The 19,969-nt window shown below is 73.5% G+C and carries 13 protein-coding genes; 7 read left to right on the top strand and 6 right to left on the bottom strand.

The features are described from left to right. Positions 1-420: 420 nt before the first annotated feature. Positions 421-978, bottom strand: coding sequence for a MarR family winged helix-turn-helix transcriptional regulator (locus tag ACH4UK_RS19425; protein WP_398357735.1), 558 nt, complete (start codon positions 976-978; stop codon positions 421-423). Between the two features lie 132 nt (positions 979-1,110). Here ACH4UK_RS19425 and ACH4UK_RS19420 point away from each other — a divergent pair, with 132 nt between their 5' ends. Continuing rightward, the gene (locus ACH4UK_RS19420; protein WP_398357782.1) at positions 1,111-2,439 is read left to right on the top strand and encodes an MFS transporter; all 1,329 of its coding nucleotides are present in this window, start codon (positions 1,111-1,113) and stop codon (positions 2,437-2,439) included. A 26-nt stretch (positions 2,440-2,465) separates the two neighbouring features. Here the strand turns inward: ACH4UK_RS19420 and ACH4UK_RS19415 are convergent, their stop codons facing one another. Then, positions 2,466-4,223 carry a SpoIIE family protein phosphatase gene (locus ACH4UK_RS19415; protein ID WP_398357733.1) on the bottom strand — a complete coding sequence of 586 codons (1,758 nt, stop codon included), beginning with the start codon at positions 4,221-4,223 and terminating at the stop codon, positions 2,466-2,468. Positions 4,224-4,465: 242 nt separating this feature from the next. Continuing rightward, positions 4,466-5,914 (bottom strand): NAD(P)/FAD-dependent oxidoreductase, encoded by a 1,449-nt coding sequence (locus tag ACH4UK_RS19410; protein WP_398357732.1) that lies wholly within the window; start codon positions 5,912-5,914, stop codon positions 4,466-4,468. Between the two features lie 342 nt (positions 5,915-6,256). Here ACH4UK_RS19410 and ACH4UK_RS19405 point away from each other — a divergent pair, with 342 nt between their 5' ends. Both ACH4UK_RS19405 and ACH4UK_RS19400 read left to right on the top strand, forming a co-directional pair. Then, the gene (locus ACH4UK_RS19405) at positions 6,257-7,201 is read left to right on the top strand and encodes a TetR/AcrR family transcriptional regulator (RefSeq protein ID WP_398357730.1); all 945 of its coding nucleotides are present in this window, start codon (positions 6,257-6,259) and stop codon (positions 7,199-7,201) included. Positions 7,202-7,384: 183 nt separating this feature from the next. After that, a complete protein-coding gene (locus ACH4UK_RS19400) occupies positions 7,385-9,367 on the top strand; it encodes a sigma-70 family RNA polymerase sigma factor (RefSeq protein ID WP_398357728.1) in 1,983 nt (660 codons plus the stop codon). 51 nt (positions 9,368-9,418) lie between these two features. Here the strand turns inward: ACH4UK_RS19400 and ACH4UK_RS19395 are convergent, their stop codons facing one another. Next, complete coding sequence (locus ACH4UK_RS19395; protein WP_398357726.1) at positions 9,419-11,530, bottom strand: asparagine synthase-related protein; 2,112 nt, start codon at positions 11,528-11,530, stop codon at positions 9,419-9,421. An 856-nt stretch (positions 11,531-12,386) separates the two neighbouring features. On the opposite strand from ACH4UK_RS19395, the gene ACH4UK_RS19390 reads away from it, so the two are divergent. From ACH4UK_RS19390 to ACH4UK_RS19375, 4 genes are all read left to right on the top strand, one after another. Then, positions 12,387-13,973 carry a sporulation protein gene (locus ACH4UK_RS19390; protein WP_398357724.1) on the top strand — a complete coding sequence of 529 codons (1,587 nt, stop codon included), beginning with the start codon at positions 12,387-12,389 and terminating at the stop codon, positions 13,971-13,973. Positions 13,974-14,096: 123 nt separating this feature from the next. Further along, complete coding sequence (gene lhgO, locus ACH4UK_RS19385; protein ID WP_398357722.1) at positions 14,097-15,353, top strand: L-2-hydroxyglutarate oxidase; 1,257 nt, start codon at positions 14,097-14,099, stop codon at positions 15,351-15,353. After that, positions 15,346-16,161: a tRNA (guanosine(46)-N7)-methyltransferase TrmB gene (gene trmB / locus ACH4UK_RS19380; RefSeq protein ID WP_398357721.1), complete on the top strand. Its 816-nt coding sequence runs from the start codon at positions 15,346-15,348 to the stop codon at positions 16,159-16,161. Before lhgO ends, trmB begins: the two co-directional genes overlap by 8 nt. Positions 16,162-16,249: 88 nt before the next feature. Next, positions 16,250-17,758, top strand: coding sequence for a PrsW family intramembrane metalloprotease (locus ACH4UK_RS19375; protein WP_398357719.1), 1,509 nt, complete (start codon positions 16,250-16,252; stop codon positions 17,756-17,758). 64 nt (positions 17,759-17,822) lie between these two features. On the opposite strand, the gene ACH4UK_RS19370 is transcribed toward ACH4UK_RS19375, so the two are convergent. Further along, positions 17,823-18,767 carry an aldo/keto reductase gene (locus tag ACH4UK_RS19370; RefSeq protein WP_398357717.1) on the bottom strand — a complete coding sequence of 315 codons (945 nt, stop codon included), beginning with the start codon at positions 18,765-18,767 and terminating at the stop codon, positions 17,823-17,825. Between the two features lie 157 nt (positions 18,768-18,924). Next, positions 18,925-19,959 carry a M23 family metallopeptidase gene (locus ACH4UK_RS19365; RefSeq protein WP_398357716.1) on the bottom strand — a complete coding sequence of 345 codons (1,035 nt, stop codon included), beginning with the start codon at positions 19,957-19,959 and terminating at the stop codon, positions 18,925-18,927. Positions 19,960-19,969: the final 10 nt, after the last annotated feature.

Genomic DNA, 19,969 nt, shown 5'->3' with positions numbered 1-19,969 from the left:
GCGTTTCCGACTCTATCAGACTCTTTCGCGTCCGATTCCCGGCCGAAGCGGGTCAAGCAGTTTTCGCTTTCCAGGTTCTTCGCTTTCGCGTTTTCCCTTTCCGGCGAGTCCGACTCTATCAGATCCTTTCGGGCCTGATTCCCAGTCAGCAGGGCTTGTCTTCCCGGCTGTTGGGCCGTTCCGACGCCCAAACTCTAGCGGATTCCCCCGGCCGTTCATAATCGGGCCTTCGTCATGAATTCCGGCATGCCGAAATCATCCCGAGTGGGAGATCGTGCTGAAGTTTGGTTGCCGCGTTCGCGGCGGGATCGGCTGCCTCGGATCGATTCCGACTCCGTGACAACTCGGAGAACTTTACGGATCCACCAGGGGTGTGTCAACCCACCCCCGGTGGCCTCCGCGGGACCTCCCCGGTGGCCTTCAGCCCAGGTCGGTGAGGCGGCCGCCGGCATCCGGCTGGGCGTGCTCCACCCGGCGCAGGAGGCGGACCAGCAGCTCGCCGAGGACGCCTCGCTCGTCGCCGGAGAGGTCCTGGAGGAGGTCCTCCTCGAAGTCGCTCGCCATGCGCATCGCCTCGAGCCACTTCGTACGGCCCTCGTCGGTCAGTTCGACGATGACGCGGACCCGGTTGTTCTCGTCGCGGTCCCGGGTGACCAGGCCCTCGCCGGCCATCCGGTCGATGCGGTGGGTCATGGCGGCGGGAGTGAGACCGAGGCGCTTCGCCAGTTCGCCGGGGCCCAGACGGTAGGGGGCGCCGGACAGGACCAGGGTCTTGAGGACTTCCCACTCGGCGTTGCTGATGCCGAGCGCGGCGACCTGTCTCCCGTACGCCACGTTCATCCGGCGGTTCAGACGGCCCAGTGCGGAGACGACTTGTTCGACCTGCGGGTCGAGGTCGCGGAACTCGCGCTGGTAGGCGGCGATCTGTTCGTCGAGGCTCGGCTCACTGGGGCCGGGCTCCTCGGGGCTCTCAGACATGGCGGGCAGTATGACACGCCCCCAGCACCCTTGAAGTCCTTCAACGTGTAGTTTTCACCTTCTAAGTTTAGTGCTAAAGTCTTCGAGTCTGATTTCTTCGAGATCTTGAGGTAGGTGAGTGTGACCAGGGAGATGGGCGCAGCGCTGCGGCGGATCCAGCTGGGCAGCGCGCTGAGCGCGTTCGGACTCGGGTTCACCGTTCCGTATCTGTACGTCTATGTGGCGCAGGTACGGGATCTGGGCGCCGGGACGGCGGGAGTCGTCCTGGCGGTCTTCGCGATGGCGGCGCTGGCGGTTCTGCCGTTCACCGGGCGGGCCATCGACCGGCGGGGCCCGTTGCCCGTGCTGGTGGTGGCCTCCGGGCTGGCTGCCGTGGGCGCCGCAGCCCTGGGGTACGCGAGCAGCGTTCCGGCCGCCGTACTGGCCGCCGCGTTCCTGGGCGCGGGCACCGCCGTCATGCAGCCGGCCCTCGCCACGATGCTCGTGTGGTGCTCCAGCGCCGCGACCCGCACGCGCGCCTTCGCCACGCAGTTCTTCCTGCAGAATCTGGGGCTCGGCCTCGGCGGGCTCGTCGGCGGGCAGCTCGTGGACGTGAGCCGTCCGGCGAGCTTCACGATGCTCTTCCTGATCGAAGCCGCGATGTTCGTGGTGCTCGGTGTCATCGTGACCACCGTGCGCATGCCGCGTACCGCCGCGCTCGGCGGCGCCCGCCCGGCGGACGGGTCCGCCGCGAAGGGCGGCGGGCTGCGGGCCCTGCTCTCGCACCGGGCCATGGTGCAGCTGTGCGTGCTCGGGTTCGTGCTGTTCTTCGCCTGCTACGGGCAGTTCGAGTCCGGTCTGGCCGCGTACGGCACGGAGGCCGCCGGAATCGATCCCTCGACCCTCGGCTTCGCACTGGCCGCCAACACCGCGGTCATCGTCGTGGCGCAGTTCGTCGTGCTGCGGCTCGTGGAGCGGCGGCGGCGCAGCCGGGTCATCGCGGCCGTGGGACTCATCTGGGCCTTCGCCTGGATCGTGGCGGGATACGCCGGGCTCGGGCACGGCAGCCAGACCATGGCGACGGCCGCGTTCATCTCGACGTACGCCCTGTTCGGGCTGGGCGAGGCGATGCTGTCGCCGACCGTCGCCCCGCTGGTCGCCGATCTGGCTCCGGAGTCGATGGTCGGGCAGTACAACTCGGCGTTCGCCCTGTGCAAGCAGCTCGCGCTCGCGGTCGGTCCGGCCGTCGGCGGGCCGATGGGGGCGTCGCTGCACGGCCCGTACATCGTGACCTTCGTGCTGTTCTCGCTGGGCATCACGGTGCTCGCGCTGCGGCTGGGCCGCCGGCTCACCCCCGTACAGGACCAGCCGTCGCTGGCGCACCTCCCTTCGCGGGTGGTGGCGGTGTCACTGCCCGAGGGCGGAGACGTCCCCGAGACCGCCCCGGCGTCCACCTCGGCCTCCGCCGCCGCCGGTCGCTGACCGGGCCGGACGAGGGAACGCCCTGCTCACTGCGGCAGGGCGAACTCGCACCAGACCGCCTTGCCCCCGCCCGGCGTGCGCCGGCTCCCCCAGGAGGTGGCGATCGACGCGATGATCGAGATGCCGCGTCCCGCCTCGTCCGCCGGTTCGGCCTGGCGGCGGCGCGGCAGGTGGTCGTCGCCGTCGGTGACCTCGATGATCAGCCGGCGGTCCGTGCGCCGCAGCCCCAGGCGCATCGGCGGGGTGCCATGCTGGAGGGAGTTCGCGACCAGTTCGCTGGTGGCGAGGACGCCCAGGTCGCGGAGCTCGACGGGGAAGCGCCAGGAAGTCAGGACCCCGGTGGCGAAGGCGCGGGCCCGTGGGGCGGCCTCGATGCCGCCGAGGAGTTCGAGCGCGGCGTTGTGGAACAGCTCCGCGTTGGACCCCGTACGGGCGGGGTGCTGGACCACCAGGACCGCCACGTCGTCGTCGTGCTCGGCCGTCACGCCGAGGGAGCGGATCAGGCGGTCGCAGACCACCTGCGGTGATCCCTTGGCGCCCGACAGGGCGCGGGCCAGTGAGGCGACGCCCTCGTCGATGTCCTCGCTGCGCCGTTCGACCAGGCCGTCGGTGTAGAGGACCGCGGTGGAGCCGGGCGGCAGCGCGATGGTGCCCGAGGTGTGGACCCAGCCGCCGGTGCCGAGCGGCGGGCCGGTGGGATCCGCGGCGCGGTGGACCGTGCCGTCCTCGTCGCAGACGAGGATCGGGAGGTGGCCGGCGGAGGCGTAGACGAGCTGTCCCTCGTTCGGATCGTGGACGGCGTAGACGCAGGTGGCGATCTGGCTGGCGTCGATCTCGGCGGCGAGGCCGTCGAGCAGCTGGATCACCTCGTGCGGCGGAAGGTCGAGTCGGGCGTAGGCGCGGACGGCGGTGCGGAGCTGGCCCATCACGGCGGCGGCCCGGACCCCGCGGCCCATCACATCGCCGATGACCAGGGCGGTGCGGCCCGCGCCGAGGGTGATGACGTCGTACCAGTCGCCGCCCACGGCGGCGTCGGTTCCGCCGGGCTGATAGGTGGCGGCGATGCGGAGGTCGTCGGGCTGCTCCAGCTCCTGCGGGAGCAGGGAGCGCTGGAGGGTGACGGCCGTTTCGCGGTGGCGGCGCTCGCTGGTGCGCAGGCGCTCGGCGGCTTCGGCGTGGTCGGTCACATCGGCGGCGTACACCAGGACGCCTCCTTCTCCGCCGTCTCCCTTGCCTTCTCCCCTGCCCTCCGGCTTGCCGTCCCCCTGATCGCTGTCCTTGTCGTCGTCCTTGTTCCTCGCGCTGTCCCAGGCGGCGACCGGGGTGCAGGTCACGGTGTACGAACCGCCCTCGGCGGTCCTGCGGGACTTGACCGTGCGGGCGGTCCCGCTGCGCAGGACCTGGTCGAGCAGGGGCAGCACGCTGAGCTGGGCGAGCTCGGGCATGGCCTCGGCCGCGGGGACGCCGGACGGGCGCGGGCCGAACACGGCCTCGTACGCGTCGTTGACGTACGCGATGCGGTGGTCCGGTCCGTGCAGCAGGGCGACGGGGGCCGGGAGCCGGCCGAGGATCTCGCGGGCGGAGAGGTCGTCGAGGGCCGGCCCGGGGAGGGCTCCCGTCGAGGCGGGGCCGGAAAGCGCCGGGGCGGCGTCGTCCGGCAGGGCGGGGGAACCCTCCGGCCGGGCGAACTCACCCCGGGCCGCCGGCACGGAACTACGGTCGTCCCGTGCGGCGGCTCGGCGCTGCGTTCCGGGAAGGCGGGCGCTCCAACGCGTGAAGTTCACGTTATTTCTGGCCTCGTGTGTCGGTCTGGTCGGCTCGGGCGGGCTGCTTCTTCTGCCGTGTTCGGGGGCGCCGGGGGCCACGCCCCCGGAAAGGCGCAGCCGGGCCTCGGCGTGCTGGTGGTGCGTCGCTGCTGGTCACTGTTGGTCACGGCCGACCGGGTCACTCTGCGCAGGCGTGGGCCCACCTATGGTCACACGTCCAGTGTGACCGACCGTACTGACAGTCGCCGCCCGGCCGCCCGTCAGCTGTCCGACCGGCGGTCCTCCGGCGGTTCTCCGGGGCCCTTGGGGCGGCCGGGGCCGGGGAGCCCCGGGGCGCCGGAGCCGCCGCCCGCCGCGAGTTCGAACTCGGCGCGGGGGTGCTCCAGAGAGCCGAGCGAGACGATCTCGCGTTTGAAGAGTCCGGCCAGGGTCCATTCGGCAAGGACGCGTGCCTTCCGGTTGAACGTCGGCACCCGGCTGAGGTGGTACGTACGGTGCATCAGCCAGGCGGGGTAGCCCTTGAGCTTGCGACCGTAGACGTGCGCGACGCCCTTGTGCAGGCCCAGGGAGGCGACCGAGCCCACGTACTTGTGCCGGTACTCCTGGAGCGGGCGGCCGTCGATCGACGCGAGGACGTTCTCCGCGAGGACCTTCGCCTGGCGCACCGCGTGCTGGGCGTTGGGCGCTGTCTCGCGGCCCGGTTCGGAGGCGGTCAGGTCGGGAACGGCGGCGGCGTCGCCCGCGGCCCAGGCGTGCGGCGTTCCCTCGACGCCGAGGGTGGCGGTGCAGCGGAGGCGGCCGCGTTCGGTGAGGGGCAGGCCGGTGTCGGCGAGCAGCGGAGCCGGTTTGACGCCCGCGGTCCACACGAGGGTGCGGGTGGGGAAGCGGGAGCCGTCGCTGAGGACGGCGACGCGGTCCTGGCAGGTGTCGAGGCGCGTGTCGAGGCGTACGTCGATGTTCCGGCCGCGCAGCTCGCCGATGGCGTACGTGCCCATGGCCTCGCCGACCTCGGGGAGGATCCGCCCGGAGGCTTCGACCAGGATCCATTTCAGGTCCGCGGGCTTGATGTTGTGGTAGTACCGCGCCGTGTAGCGGGCCATGTCCTCCAGTTCGGCCAGCGCCTCCACGCCCGCGTAGCCGCCGCCGACGAAGACGAAGGTGAGAGCGGCGTCGCGGATCGCGGGGTCGCGCGTGGCGGAGGCGATGTCCATCTGCTCGATGACGTGGTTGCGCAGCCCGATGGCCTCCTCGACGGTCTTGAAACCGATGCCGAAGTCGGCGAGGCCGGGGATCGGCAGGGTGCGTGAGACGGACCCGGGGGCGATGACGATCTCGTCGTACTCGATCTCCAGGGCTCCGGTGCCGTCCTCGCCGGTGGCGAGGGTGGTGACGGTCGCCGTCCGCTTGGCGTGGTCGATGCTCCGGGCCTCGCCGATGACGATCGTGCAGGCGTCGAGGACGCGGCGCAGCGGCACGACCACATGGCGCGGCGAGATCGAGCCGGCGGCCGCTTCGGGGAGGAAGGGCTGGTACGTCATGTACGGCTCGGGCGTGACGACCACGATCTCCGCGTCACCGCTCTTCAGTCTCTGCTTCAACTTCCGTTGGAGACGCAGCGCTGTGTACATCCCGACGTAGCCACCGCCGACGACGAGAATGCGCACACCTGGCCGGGTGCCGGGGGTCGTCCCCCGGGAATCTGGAGCCATCACCACCCCATGACGCAACGGAGTCAGTGGTTTGTCCACAGGCCCGGCAAATTGTGTGACTGGAGGTTCCTCAACGGCACTCGGGGCCGGTGGGAGGTGAGAAGCGGCAGCCGTGCAGGTCAGGCACTACGCATGGGGTATGCGGGAGGGCGATGTTCCGGTGCTGATCGGATCTTGGTCCGATCGGGGAGCGTGCCATGCGGAACAACCCCCTTCTGAATTGACGCGGGCTCAACTATGTTCTTAACCCGTCGGGGTGTCGGGTGCGGATTTCGTTGTGCTCCGCTCCCCGACTGAAACGGCGGGAAGTCTCCGGGGGGAGACGTCATAACGGGGGAAGTTATGCATATGCAGGATACGTATGGCCAGGCCGCGCTCTCGCACGCGTCCGAGAACCACGGACGCCTCGGCTCCGTGGGAGCGCTCGGCGTCATGAGCTCGGCGGACGCGGTTCGCTCGGCGGCCGCGGTGAGCGCGGCGGCGATGAGTTCGGCCGCTGCCGGACAGGCCCCGAACGGGGCGACGACCGCGGCATCGACGACAGCGGGATCGGCCACGACGGGGACCACGGGCGCACCGCGCTCGGCTCCCCTGCGCGTCGACGCGCAGCGCAATCTGGAGCACGTGCTGCGGGCGGCGCGCGAGGTGTTCGGCGAGCTGGGCTACGGCGCTCCGATGGAGGACGTGGCACGTCGTGCGCGCGTCGGCGTCGGCACCGTCTACCGGCGGTTCCCGAGCAAGGACGTTCTGGTGCGCCGGATAGCCGAGGAGGAGACCTCCCGGCTGACCGAGCAGGCGCGTACGGCGCTGGGGCAGGAGGAGGAACCCTGGTCGGCGCTCTCCCGCTTCCTGCGTACGTCGGTGGCGTCGGGTGCGGGCAGGCTGCTGCCGCCGCAGGTGCTGCGGGTCGGGGTCGACGCGGAGGAGCCGGGCGCACCGGCGGCTTCCGGGACGGCGCCGGGCGCGGTGGACGAGACCCGGGTTCCGCAGCAGCGGCAGGGCGTGGGCCCGGACGACTTCCGCGTCGTCGGCCAACGCCCCGGCCGCGTCGACGGGCTCGACGGGCTCGGTGAGGAGACGGGCGCGGTCGAGCTGTTGGAGGTCGTGGGACGGCTGGTGGACCGGGCCCGGGAGTCCGGTGAGCTGCGCCGGGATGTGACGGTGGCCGATGTGCTGCTGGTCATCGCCACGGCGGCCCCTTCGCTGCCGGACGCCGCCCAGCAGGCCGCGGCCTCGGCCCGGTTGCTGGACATCCTGCTGGAGGGGCTGCGGTCGCGGCCGGCGTGACGGTGAGCGGGTGCCGGGAGACGAATCAGCGGGGCTCATTCCCCGATAGAGGGATCTCCCGTACTCACTTTCCAGAAAACGCCCCGGATGAGTGGTTGGCGGGACTGAAGGGCCAACGCGATTGAGCCATGTGGCAGTCTTGGCCGGTATTCGGGTCCGAGGGTGTATACGGGGGCTTCCGCGATGAGCGGTAACGAGCAGCAGGAAGAGCCGCTCGACGAGATCGCTGCGGCCGGCAGGGACACGAAGGCCGACGATCCGTCCGCCGGACAGGTGCCGCCCCAGGGCGTACGCGGCCCGTCGGGCGGTGAGGCCGAGGGCGGCACCGTGCTGCCCGGCCCGTGGCCCGCCGCAGCCGTCGAGGAGGACGCCGCCGGCCCGGTCGGCGCGCACGCGGTTCCGCAGCAGCGCGCGGGCCGCGGCGGGGCCCCCGAAGCCGGTCTCTCCGACGCCCGGCTGATCGAGGACATGCGGGCGGGCGACGACCAGGCCTACGAGGAGCTGTTCCGGCGGCATTCGGGCGCGGTCCTCCGCTACGCCCGCAGTTGCTGCCGGGACGCGCACACCGCCGACGATCTGACGGCCGAGGTGTTCGCGCGCACGCTCCAGGCCGTACGGGGCGGAAAGGGGCCGACGGAAGCGGTCCGGGCCTATCTGATGACCGCCGTCCGCCACGTCGCCGCCGCCTGGACGAAGAGCGCCAAGCGGGAGCATCTGGTCGACGACTTCGCGGTGTTCGCCGCACAGGCCTCCCGCTCCTCCGAGCTCTCCGACGACGACACCCTCGACCTCGGCGCCGATGTCCTGGCGATGCACGAGGCCGAGCAGACGATGGCGATGCAGGCGTTCCGGACCCTCCCGGAGCGCTGGCAGGCGGTCCTGTGGCACACCACGGTGGAGGAGGAGTCGCCGAGCGAGATCGCCCCGCTGTTCGGTCTCACCGCCAACGCCACGGCCGTCCTGGCCAGTCGCGCCCGTGAGGGGCTCAAGCAGGCGTATCTCCAGGCCCATGTCAGCCAGGCGCTCACCACCGGCGGGGACTGCGCGCAGTACGCCGACCGGCTCGGCGCCCATGCCCGGGGCGGGCTGCGGACCCGGGCCGAACGCGGGCTGCGCAAGCACCTCGACGAGTGCGCCAAGTGCCGGTTGGCCGCAGGCGAGCTGGACCATGTGAACGCCGGGATTCCGGCGCTGCTGCCCGTCGCGGTCATCGGCTGGTTCGCCACCGGGTACGCGCTCAAGGCCGCGGGCATCGTGGCCGGCGGCGCGGCCGGGGCCGCCGGTGCGGGAGCCGCCGCGGCGGCCACCGGGTCCGGCTCCACCGGTGGGGCCGCCGGGGGCGCCGCCGCCTCCGAAGGGCTCGGCGCACCCGCCAAGGCCGGCATCGCCGCCGCGGTGGCCGTGGCCGCCGCTGCCGGTCTGGTGTGGGCGCTCGTCGGCGACGACCAGCCGAAGCCGGAGCCCAAGCCGGTCGCGAAGCCTCCGGTGGTGGCGCCCGCGGTGCCCACGCCTCCCCCGCCGTCCCCGAAACCGGCTCCGAAGCCTCCGCCGGCGCCCGCGCCGCCCGCGCCCCCGGCGCCGGCCCCCTCCGAGCCGGTTCCGAAGCCCACGCCGAGCCCCACGCCCTCTCCCGAGCCGCCGCCGAAGCCCGCGCCCCCGGCGCCGAGCCCACCGCCGTCCCCGAAGCCGACGCCGCCTCCGAAACCCCCGCCGCCGCCCCCGCCCGCCCCGGAGGTGTATCAGGTCAGCGAGCTGGCGTACTCCGTGTTCGGCGACCAGACCGAGCCGGAAGTGGTGTTGGGGCAGAGCAGTTGGATCTGGCAGCGTTCGAACGTGTCCATCGCCTCCACGCGTTACGCGCACGGGGTGACCGTCCACGCCCGCTCCTCGGTGACCATCCAGCTGAACCGGCCCTGCACGCGTTACGAGGCCCTGGTCGGGGTGGACGATCTGACGCTGGGGCTCGGGGCGGTGCGGTTCTCCGTGTTCAACGGGGACGGGGCGCGGCTGTGGCGCTCCCCGGTGATGGCGGGCGGCGATCCCGCCGTCCCGGTGAACGTGAACATCGTCGGCCAGTCCTCGATCCGCCTCGTGGTGGAGCCGGAGACGCCGTTCGGCGCAGTGGCCCTGGCCGACTGGGCGGAGTCCCGGATCAGTTGCTCCTGAGGCTCCCGGCTCCGGGGCTCTCCGGCGGGGCTCCCCGGCGGCGTGTTCCGGTCAGGGCTGGAGGGTGCGCCGGGCGGGGATCACGCCGCCCGCGACCGCGCGCTGGCGCGGGGCGGCGGTACCCGTCCAGCAGGTGCCGCGGCGGGTCACCAAGCGGCGCAGCCACAGTTCGGTGGAGGCCAGGTCCGCCAGGCCGTCCAGGGGCAGCGGCTCTCCCTCGGAGGCGGCGCGCAGGGCCTTGCGGACCACCCGGGCCTCGACCAGACCCGCGTCGGCGAGCAGCGGGGCGTCGAAGAGGGCCATCAGGTCGGGAAGGGCCGTGCGCAGGCCGGTCCGGGTGACGGCGGTGGAGGTCGCCTGGGAGGGGGCGCCCCAGCCGGGCGGCAGGTCGTGGATGCCGGCCCCGCCGAGCACCCGGCGCAGGATCGCGGCGCGGGCGCCGGGCTGGACGCGCAGCGACTCGGGCAGGGCGCGGGCCGCCCGGACGACCTGGTTGTCGAGGAACGGGGCGTGCAGGCGCTGGCTGCGGATCTCCGCGGCCTGTTCCAGGATCCGGTGGTCGGCGGCGCCCCGGGCGAGGGCGGCGCGGGCGCGGGCCTCCCCCGGGCGCTGCACGGAGGTGGGCCGGATCGCCGCCGCCTGGAGGCGAACCGATACTTCGGCCAGTGCCTCCCCCGTCAGCCAGCGTGCCGCGGGCCCCGGGCGCGACCAGGCGAGGGCGGCGAGCGAGGCATCGGCGGGGGTGGCGAGGTCGGGGGCGTGGCGGTTGGCGTCGGGCAGGAGCCCGGCGGCGGACTCCAGGCCGGTGCGGTAGGACGTACGGGCCAGCCGGCGGGCGGCGCGGTAGACGGCCAACGGGACGAACAGGGAGTGCGCCGTGGGGCCTTCGGCCTTGGTGAGGGCGGCGACGGGGCGCAGGAGGTGGCGTCTGCGCCGGTCCATCAGGAGGTCGGCGAGGCGGGCGGGGTGGGCGTCCAGGACCTGCCGGGCCCCGTGCCCGACGAGATGGTCGGCGCTGCCCGCGGACAGCCGGCGGCGGTGGCGTTCGGCGAGGACGAGGGAGGGGGCCGGTTCGTCGGTGAGCGCCCCGGTCTCCAACGAGGCGTACGGCAGGGCCTCTTCGCCCGCCGCGACGACGATGTGGTGCAGGCGCGGGTTGGCGGCGATGGCGCGCGCCCGCTCCAACTCGTCCTCGTTGCCACGGGTGGTGAGGTCGTTGAAGGTGACGGCGAGCAGCCGCTCCCCCGCGCCGGTGCCGTGTCCGAGGAGGGTGCCGGGCAGTCCGGGCAGTCCGGAGGCGAGCAGGGCGAGGGTGGCGGACGCGCTGCCTCCGGAGAGGTCGGCGCCGATGCCCGCCACGGGGCCGCCCCGGGCCGCGCGCCGGTCGGCGGGGCCCATGCCGGGGACGGGCCCCGGGTCCGGCAGGGTGTTCTCCGGCGCGTGGCGCGGAGCCGTGAGCCGGGCGCGTACGGCTTCGACGAGCGCGTCCCGTACGCCCTCCACGGCGTGCACCGGGTCGGACTGGGGTGCGGCGACGGCGAGCGAGGCGACGGCTTCGTACCCGGTGATCTCCCGCGAGCCCTCCCGCAGGATGAGCGCGTGGCCCGGCGGGATCCGCTTCACGCCCACGTAGGGCGTGCCGTCGCCGAGGGCCTCGGGGGTCTCCGGGCAGGCGAGCAGGGCGGCGAGGTGCCCGATGTCGAGCTGGGCCTCGATGAGGTCGGCGAGCGGCAGGGCGGCGGTGGCGTAGGCGGTGCCGTTGGCCCAGGGGGTGTGGAAGACGGGCCGGGCGCCGGCCAGGTCGCCGGCGACGGTGATGCGGCGGCCGATCTGGACGACGGCGGTGTAACTGCCGGGCCAGGCGGTGAGATGGCGCAGCGCGCCGCCGCGCGCGGCGAGCAGCCCGACGCGCAGTTGTTCGTCGGTGGCGCCGCAGCAGCCGAGGACCGCGAGGCGGGCGGTGGGCGCGCCTTCGGGGGTCGCGACGCCGATGACACGGATCTCGTCGGGCCGCCAGTCGCCGACCGCCCACAGCGGATCCGGGTCGCCCCACAGGAGTTGGGAGCCCACGGGGTGGACCGTGCGCCCCTCTCCGCCGTTTCCGACGGCTCCGACGGTGCCGAAGCTCGCGGCGATACTGCTCCATCCCACCAACCAACGCATCGCCGCCTCCACAGGCTGTGGACAAAGGCGGCGCACCTGATGAACAAAACGCCGCTGCGGGACATGCTGCCACGACAACGCCGCAGGAGAGGGTGTACGGGCAGCGCACGCCGGAAGAGCATGCGCCCCTGGCAAAGGCCGGGCGTGACCTTCACCGCGAGGACAGCAACGGAAGTACCGGTTCCGGGAGTTAGAGGAGGCGAGCCGTCCGGTCTCCGCGCCGCCCCGGCCCACTCCCAGGGAACAGGAGGGGCCGGCGCCGCCCGGAAACAGCGCCGATATCCGGCCATAGTCGGACCGTTGGCCAGACCCTCACCGGACCGTCGCTATTCGGCCATTCTCTCGAAGCGCCACCACGCGCGCATACCGTGCCGCGCCACCCCGGCAGACCCTTCCACGCACAGTCCGGGAGGTGGGACTCACCTCCCGGACCGGTCCGCCGCCCGCGGGGAATGGAGCGGCGGTTTCCCCCAGCCCACTGAGTCCAGTGCAGCGGGCCGACCCACGCGGTACCCAGACAAGCGCCCCGGCGGCGGCCGGACCAGAGCGCACGGCCGGGCGCACGGCCACACGCCGGGAGCACGCCGCACCCCGGCCCGCGCACCGGCACCCGGGCGGCCCGGACCCCCCGCACGAACAACAATCCCGCCATCCGGACGTCTGCCCCTTAACGGTAGGGATAGGGAGAACTACGCTGTGTTTACTGGTGTTCTCAGCAGGGGGGCATATTCCTCGGGGCTCGGCCACATGCGTGTGCAGGCGGAGTACGGAGGTTCGAACCTGGGGAGGCATCGGTACGAATGCCGCGCGCCGTCCTCGGTGACGCGGCGGCTGTCTGTGTGTCGAGGGGTGGCGCATGTCCAGGGAGCAACGCGGGCCGAACGAGAAGCTCGGCACGGTTCTCGCCCTCGCGGGAATCAGTAACGCCGGGCTCGCCCGGCGGGTCAACGACCTCGGAGCACAGCGCGGTCTGACACTTCGCTACGACAAGACCTCGGTGGCCCGGTGGGTCGCCAAGGGAATGGTGCCGCAGGGCGCGGCGCCGCATCTCATCGCGGCGGCGATCGGGGCCAAGCTCGGCCGGCCGGTCCCGCTGCACGAGATCGGCCTCGCCGACGCGGACCCCGCCCCGGAGGTCGGCCTCGCCTTCCCCCGGGACGTGGGCGAGGCGGTCCGGTCGGCCACCGAGCTGTACCGGCTGGACCTGGCCGGGCGGCGCGGCGGCGGCGGAATCTGGCAGTCGCTGGCGGGATCCTTCTCGGTGAGCGCCTACGCGACCCCCGCCTCCCGCTGGCTGATAACCCCCGCCGATCCGTCGGTGGCCCGGGACCCGACGGCGGCACAGGCGGCGATCCTCGGGGCGCGCGGCGGCGGACCCGAAGGCCCCGGCGCGGCCGGAGCCCGCGGGCCGGGCGCCGCACCGGACGCCCGGGGCACACACATCCTCCACACCGGCGGCGGCCCCGGAGCGGCGGGCGCCGTTCCCGTACAGCCCGGCCCGGAGTCCGCGGCGGACGCCTCGCCGCTGCGGGTCGGCCACAGCGATGTGACGAAGCTGCGTGAGGCGGCCCAGGACGCCCGGCGCTGGGACTCCAAGTACGGCGGCGGCGACTGGCGTTCCTCCATGGTCCCCGAGTGCTTACGCGTCGACGCCGCACCTCTGCTGCTCGGCTCGTACACCGACGAGGTCGGACGGGCCCTGTTCGGCGCCTCCGCCGAGCTGACCCGGCTGGCCGGCTGGATGGCCTTCGACACCGGCCAGCAGGAAGCCGCCCAGCGCTACTACATCCAGGCCCTGCGCCTGGCCCGCGCCGCCGCCGACGTCCCGCTCGGCGGCTATGTCCTCGCCTCCATGTCCCTCCAGGCGACCTACCGCGGCTTCGCCGACGAAGGCGTCGACCTCGCCCAGGCCGCCGTCGAGCGCAACCGGGGCCTCGCCACCGCCCGCACCATGAGCTTCTTCCGGCTGGTGGAGGCCCGCGCCCATGCGAAGGCCGGCGACGCACCGGCCGCGGGGGCCGCCCTCAAGGGCGCGGAGAGCTGGCTGGAGCGGTCCCGGGCGGGTGACTCCGACCCGCCCTGGCTCGGCTTCTACGGCTACGACCGGTTCGCCGCCGACGCCGCCGAGTGCTACCGGGACCTGAAGGCCCCCCGCCAGGTGCGGCGCTTCACCGAGCAGGCGCTGTCCCGGCCGACCGAGGAGTTCGTCCGCAGCCACGGACTGCGGCTCGTCGTCTCCGCCGTCGCCGAGCTGGAGTCGGGCAATCTGGACGCGGCCTGCGCGGCGGGCACCCGGGCGGTGGAGGTCGCCGGGCGGATCTCCTCGGCCCGCACCACGGAGTACGTCCGCGATCTGCTCCACCGCCTGGAGCCGTACGGGGACGAGCCCCGCGTCGCCGAGCTGCGGGAGCGGGCCCGCCCGCTGCTGGTCACACCGGTCTGAGCGGGGCGTCGGGAGGGCCCCGGCGGGGGACCCGCCGGGCGGAGTGTGCGCCACGCCCTGCCCGCCCGGGGTTTGAGCCGGTTGTCAGTGGGTCAGTGCACTATCGGGGTGGGAGGTGGCGTGATGATGACGCACGCGGCGTACGACTGCGATGTGCTGGTGATCGGCGGCGGGATCGTCGGTCTGTCGACCGCGTATGCGATCACCCGGTCCGCTCCGGGCACGCGGGTGACGGTCCTGGAGAAGGAGGGCGGCCCGGCCCGCCACCAGACCGGCCGCAACAGCGGTGTGATCCACAGCGGCATCTACTACCGTCCCGGCTCCCTCAAGGCGCGGTACGCGCTGCGCGGCTCCGCCGAGCTGGCGGATTTCTGCGCCGAGCACTCCATCGCCCACGCCACCACCGGCAAGCTCGTCGTCGCCACCGAGCGCTCGGAGCTGCCCCGGCTGCACGGCCTGGTGCAGCGCGGCCGCGAGCACGGCCTGCCCGTGCGGGAGCTGGGCCCCGCCCAGATCGCGGAGTACGAGCCGGAGGTCCGGGGCCTGGCGGCGATCCGGGTCGGCACGACGGGCGTCTGCGACTTCACCGCCGTCGCCACCCGCTTCGCGACCGAGGTCACCGCCGCGGGCGGCATCGTGCGGTACGGCGCGGAGGTCATCGCGATAGACCGGCGCCCCTGGGGCGTCGCCGTGCGCACGGCGGACGGCACGGTCGTCCGGGCCAGGGTGCTGGTCAACTGCGCGGGACTCCACTGCGACCGGGTGGCCCGCCTCGCCGGGGACGACCCGGGGGTGCGGATCGTGCCGTTCCGCGGCGAGTACTACGAGCTGACCCGGCCCGAGCTGGTGCGCGGTCTGGTCTACCCGGTGCCCGACCCGGCGTTCCCCTTCCTCGGCGTCCACCTCACCCGGGGCTTCGACGGCTCCGTCCACGTCGGGCCGAACGCGGTCCCCGCCCTGGCCCGCGAGGGATACACCTGGCCGCGGGTCCGCCCCGCCGAACTGCTGTCCACGCTGAGCTGGCCGGGCACCTGGCAGATCGCCCGCAGACACTGGCGGTACGGGGCGGGCGAGGTGCACCGCTCGCTGTCCCGGTCCGCCTTCACCCGGGCCGTCCAGCGGCTGCTGCCCGCCGTCACCGCGCAGGACCTGCGCCCGTCGCCCGCCGGGGTCCGGGCCCAGGCGGTGCTGAAGGACGGCACGCTGGTCGACGATTTCCTGATCCGCGAGGCCCCGCACACCGTGCACGTGCTCAACGCCCCGTCGCCCGCCGCGACGGCGTGTCTGCCCATCGGACGGGAGGTGGCGCGGCGCGCGCTGCACCGGGCTCGGGGGACGGGGTGGAAGCCGCCCGCCGTAGAATCCGGTCATTGTGTCTGAGCAGCCCCTGAACCCCACCTCCGCCGGGACCCCCGACGCCGCCGCGCTGCGGGCCGCCTCCTTCGAGCGCGCGCGCCGGCTGCGCCAGGAGCCCCGCTTCCCCGGCGGCCCCGCCGCCGACCCCGCCGGCTCGCACCACGAGCGCCGGATCCGCAGCTTCCAGCCACGCCGCAGCCGGGTCACGACCGGCCAGCAGGATGCCCTGGAGCGGCTGTGGCCGAAGTGGGGCCTGGACATCGACGGCCTGCGCGTCCTGGACCTGGCCGACCTCTTCGACGGCCTGCCCGTCGTCCTGGAGATCGGTTTCGGCATGGGCGAGGCCACCGCGCAGATGGCGGCCGACGACCCGGGCACCGGCATCCTCGCGGTCGACGTCCACACCCCCGGCCAGGGCAATCTGCTGGGCCTCGCGGACGCGGCGGGCTCGACGAACGTCCGGGTGGCCAACGGCGACGCGGTCATCCTGCTGCGCGAGATGCTGCCCCCCGCGTCGCTCGACGGCCTGCGGGTCTACTTCCCCGACCCGTGGCCCAAGGTCCGGCACCACAAGCGGCGCCTCATCCAGCCCGAGTTCCTGGACCTGGTGGCCCCGGTGCTGAAGCCCGGCGCCCTCGTCCACTGCGCGACCGACTGGGAGCCGTACGCCGAGCAGATGCTGGAGGTGGTCACCGCGCACCCCCGCTTCGAGAACACCGCGGCCGACGGCGGATACGCCCCGCGCCCCGCGTTCCGGCCGCTCACCCGCTTCGAGGGACAGGGCCTGGACAAGGGGCACGTCGTCCACGACCTGCTCTTCGCCCGCGTCTGACGCCCACCGCCCGCCCGTCGGCCAGGGAGCCGTGTCCTGGCCGGATGCGCCGTCGCCGGGTGTCAGTGCCCCTCGTTAAGGTCAAAAGGTGTCCGACCCTTCCGTGCAGTATCAGCAGGCGCGGCCGGCCGTCCCGGTCCTCCACGAGCAGCGGCTCGACGAGGTCCTGGGCGCCGCGCCGGAGCGTGGCCAAGGGCGTTACCGGCCGCGCCGCGTCGGCATGGTGTGGCGCAGCAAGGTGTTCCGCGCCGGCGCCGTGATCGTGGCGCTCGTGCTGTGCGGGCTGGTGATCCTGGCCCTCGTCCGGGAGCAGACCGGTCCGGAGGGCTTCCTCGTCGGCCTCGGCCTGGCGGTGCTTCCGGTGCCCCTGCTGATGGCCGCGTTCCGCTGGCTGGACCGGGTCGAGCCGGGGCCCTGGCGGAATCTGATCTTCTCCTTCGCCTGGGGCGCGTGCGCGGCGGCGCTCGTCGCGATCATCGCCAACTCCTTCGCGACGCGCTGGATAGCCACCGCGACGGCCGACCCGGCGAGCGCCGACACCCTGGGGGCGACGGTGATCGCCCCGATAGTCGAGGAGAGCGCGAAGGCGGCGGCCGTGCTGCTGATCTTCCTGTTCCGCAGACGGGAGTTCAGCGGGGTGGTGGACGGCGTCGTCGTCGCCGGTTTCACCGCGACGGGCTTCGCGTTCACCGAGAACATCCTCTATCTGGGCAACGCCTTCGGCGAGGACCAGCAGCTGGGCAGCTCGGGGTTCGCCTCGGTGACGGCGGGGACGTTCTTCGTGCGGATCGTGATGTCGCCGTTCGCGCATCCCCTGTTCACGGTCCTCACCGGCCTCGGCTTCGGCTTCGCGGCCGTCAGCGCCCGCCGCCACCGCTTCCGCCGGATCGCCCTGCCGGCCCTGGGCCTGCTCCTGGCGATGGGCCTGCACGCCCTGTGGAACGGCTCGTCGGCCTTCGGCCCGTACGGCTTCTACGCGGTGTACGGGATGGTCATGGTCCCGGCGTTCGGCCTGGTGACCTGGCTGGCGATCCATTCGCGCCAGCGGGAGCTGCGCAGCCTCGCGGCCGAGCTGCCCGCGTATGCGGCGGCCGGCTGGCTCACCCCCGCCGAGCCGTCGGCCCTCTCCTCCATGCGGGCCCGGGGCATGGCCCGTGACCTGGCCCGCCACTGGCAGCAGGACCGGACCCGGGGCCGGGCGGCGGCCCGCGCGGTCGCGGAGTACGAGTCGTTCGCGACCTCCTTGGCCGGTCTGCGCCGCCGGGCCCGCCACGGCGCGGTGGGCCCGGACTTCGGCGCGCGGGAGAGGGAGCTGCTGCATCACCTCTGGCAGCGCCGGGAGGTCGCGGCCCCGGCCCTCACCCACGCCGCCCGCCTGACGGCCCGTCCGGGCGCCCACCACCGCAGCCACCCGCCGACGCCGCACGCGGGCGGCTACGGAAACGGGTACGGAAGCGGGCCCGCGCCCGGATACGGACAGCCGTACGGCTACGGCGGCCCGGCCCCGGGGCCCTCCCCGTACCCGGCCCCTCAACCGTCCCCGTACCCCTACCCGTACGGCAGCGCACCGCCCACCCACCGCCGACCGCCGCAGTAGCGACACCGGCGGACGGCGGACGGCGGGCGGGTGGACTCCGGGGCGGCACCGCCCTCCGGCTCCGTCAGGCCGACGCCTCGGTGAGCAGGGCGAGTTCCCGGTCCGTCAGCCGCAGGTCGGCGACGGCCACCAGGGCGGGGAGTTGTCCGACCGTACGGGCGGAGGCGATCGGGGCGGTGACGGTCGGCCGACCGGCGAGCCAGGCGAGGGCGACCGTCGCGATCTCGGCGTTCCGTTCCCCGGCGACCTGGTCGAGGGCGGCGAGCACCTTGCGGCCCCGCTCCGACTCCAGGTGGCCGCCCGCCTTCGCGGAGCGGGCGCTCTCCACGGTCGTGCCGGGGCGGTATTTGCCGGTGAGGAAGCCGGAGGCGAGCGCGTAGTAGGGGACGGCGGCGAGGCCGGCGCGGGCCGCGGTGTCCTGGAGGGCGCCCTCGTAGGTGTCCCGGGAGACCAGGTTGTAGTGCGGCTGGAGCGCGACGTACCGGGCGAGGCCCTCGCGCTCGGAGAAGTCGAGGGAGGCCCGCAGGCGTTCGGGGCTGATGTTGGAGGCGGCGATGTGGCGCACCTTGCCGTCCTTCACCAACTGGTCCAGGGCGGTGATGATCTCCTCGACCGGGACGGTCTCGTCGTCGAAGTGCGTGTAGTAGAGGTCGATGTGGTCGGTGCCGAGCCGGCGCAACGATGCCTCGGCCGCGCCCTTGACGGTGCCGGCGGAGAGTCCCCGGTGGTCGGGGTGGGCGCCGGCCTTGGTGGCGACGACGATGTCGGACCGGTTGCCGCGGGAGGCCAGCCACTTGCCGATGACGGACTCCGACTCGCCGCCCCGATTGCCCTCGACCCAGGCGGAGTACGCGTCCGCGGTGTCGATGAAGTTGCCGCCGGCCGCGACGTACGCGTCCAGGACGGCGAAGGACTCTTCCTCGTCCGCCGTCCAGCCGAAGACGTTGCCGCCGAGGGCGAGGGGGAAGACCTGGAGGTCGGAGCTGCCGAGAATACGCCGAGAAGTCATGTGAGGGTCCAACGAGCCGGGGCGGGGGTGGTATTCCGCCGCCGCGCGGGCCGTGCCGCCACCGGACGGACCGGCAGCCCTGACGTCGGGGGGTGTGCGTCAGGGCTGCCGGGGTTTCAGGGGTGGCGACGGAGGACGCCGGCCGGAGGGCCGGGGCTCAGACCGAGAGGCCCTTGCTGTTCAGCCAGGCCATCGGGTCCATCGCGGAACCGCCCGCGGTGCGGACCTCCAGGTGGAGGTGGACCCCGGTGACGTTGCCGGTGGCGCCCATGCGGCCGATGGTCTCGCCGGTGGTGACCTTCTGGCCGACCGAGACGTCGATCGAGGACTGGTGCGCGTACCAGATCTCCGTGCCGTCATCGAGCTGGAGCACCGTGCGGTAGCCGTACGAACCGGACCAGCCGGCCGAGGTGATCGTGCCACCGTGCACGGCCTTGAGCGGCGCACCGGTCGACCCGGCGAAGTCGAGGCCGGTGTGCTGGCCGGAGGACCACATCGCGCCGGACTGACCGTAGGTCGAGCTGATCGTGTACGAGGAGGTGGGCAGGGAGAAGCTGGCGGCGAGCTTGGCGAGACGCTCGGCCTCCTTCTTCTTCGCGGCCGCTTCCTCCGCCGCCTTCTTCTTGGCGGCGGCCTCGGCCGCGGCCTCGTCCTGCTGCTTCTTGGCCTCCTGCGCCGCCTTCTCGGCCGCGGCGCTCTCGGCGGCGGCCTTGGCCTCGGCGTCGGCGCTGGCCTGCTGCTGCTCGGCCTGCTGGAGGATCCGGGCGCGCAGGGCCTCGCCCGCGTCGGTGGTGCCCTGCTCGGCCTCGGCGCTGGTGAGGCCGGCGGTGGTGAGCGGCGCGGACGCGGCGACCGGAGCGGGCTCCGCGTCGTCCGACATGAAGGACCCGACGCCGGGAAGGGACTTGGCGTCGGGAAGGTTGTCCGCGATGGAATCGGGAAGAGAGATGGAGACCGGCGCCTTGTCCTGCGCGGTGGCCATGCCACCCGCACCGACGGCCGCTATGACGCCGACCCCGAGGACGGTGGAGCTGCGGGCCAGACCACGCTGCTTGGCTACGCGGTGCCTGCCGCGCACGGGACGAATGGACTCCTCGGTGGGATTCCACTCCTCCCAGGACCGCTCCGCGTCACCGAAGGTGTCGGCACTGAAGGGTGACGGGGCCTCAGGGGCAGGCTTGTTGGACGCCACGTGGGCGCAC

It is taken from the genome of Streptomyces sp. NPDC020884, assembly GCF_044333935.1.
Taxonomy (GTDB): Bacteria; Actinomycetota; Actinomycetes; order Streptomycetales; family Streptomycetaceae; genus Streptomyces.
Note: the sequence above shows the minus strand (reverse complement) of the source record. Positions and strands in the feature narration are given on the sequence as shown.

Excerpts from the sequence above, each read along its gene's own strand:
- ACH4UK_RS19400 (WP_398357728.1), top strand. The coding sequence starts at position 7,385 with ATGAGCGGTAACGAGCAGCAGGAAGAGCCGCTCGACGAGATCGCTGCG.
- ACH4UK_RS19390 (WP_398357724.1), top strand. The coding sequence starts at position 12,387 with ATGTCCAGGGAGCAACGCGGGCCGAACGAGAAGCTCGGCACGGTTCTC.
- lhgO (WP_398357722.1), top strand. The coding sequence starts at position 14,097 with ATGATGACGCACGCGGCGTACGACTGCGATGTGCTGGTGATCGGCGGC.
- ACH4UK_RS19405 (WP_398357730.1), top strand. The coding sequence starts at position 6,257 with ATGCATATGCAGGATACGTATGGCCAGGCCGCGCTCTCGCACGCGTCC.
- ACH4UK_RS19420 (WP_398357782.1), top strand. The coding sequence starts at position 1,111 with ATGGGCGCAGCGCTGCGGCGGATCCAGCTGGGCAGCGCGCTGAGCGCG.
- ACH4UK_RS19410 (WP_398357732.1), bottom strand. The coding sequence starts at position 5,914 with ATGGCTCCAGATTCCCGGGGGACGACCCCCGGCACCCGGCCAGGTGTG.
- ACH4UK_RS19395 (WP_398357726.1), bottom strand. The coding sequence starts at position 11,530 with ATGCGTTGGTTGGTGGGATGGAGCAGTATCGCCGCGAGCTTCGGCACC.
- ACH4UK_RS19370 (WP_398357717.1), bottom strand. The coding sequence starts at position 18,767 with ATGACTTCTCGGCGTATTCTCGGCAGCTCCGACCTCCAGGTCTTCCCC.
- ACH4UK_RS19425 (WP_398357735.1), bottom strand. The coding sequence starts at position 978 with ATGTCTGAGAGCCCCGAGGAGCCCGGCCCCAGTGAGCCGAGCCTCGAC.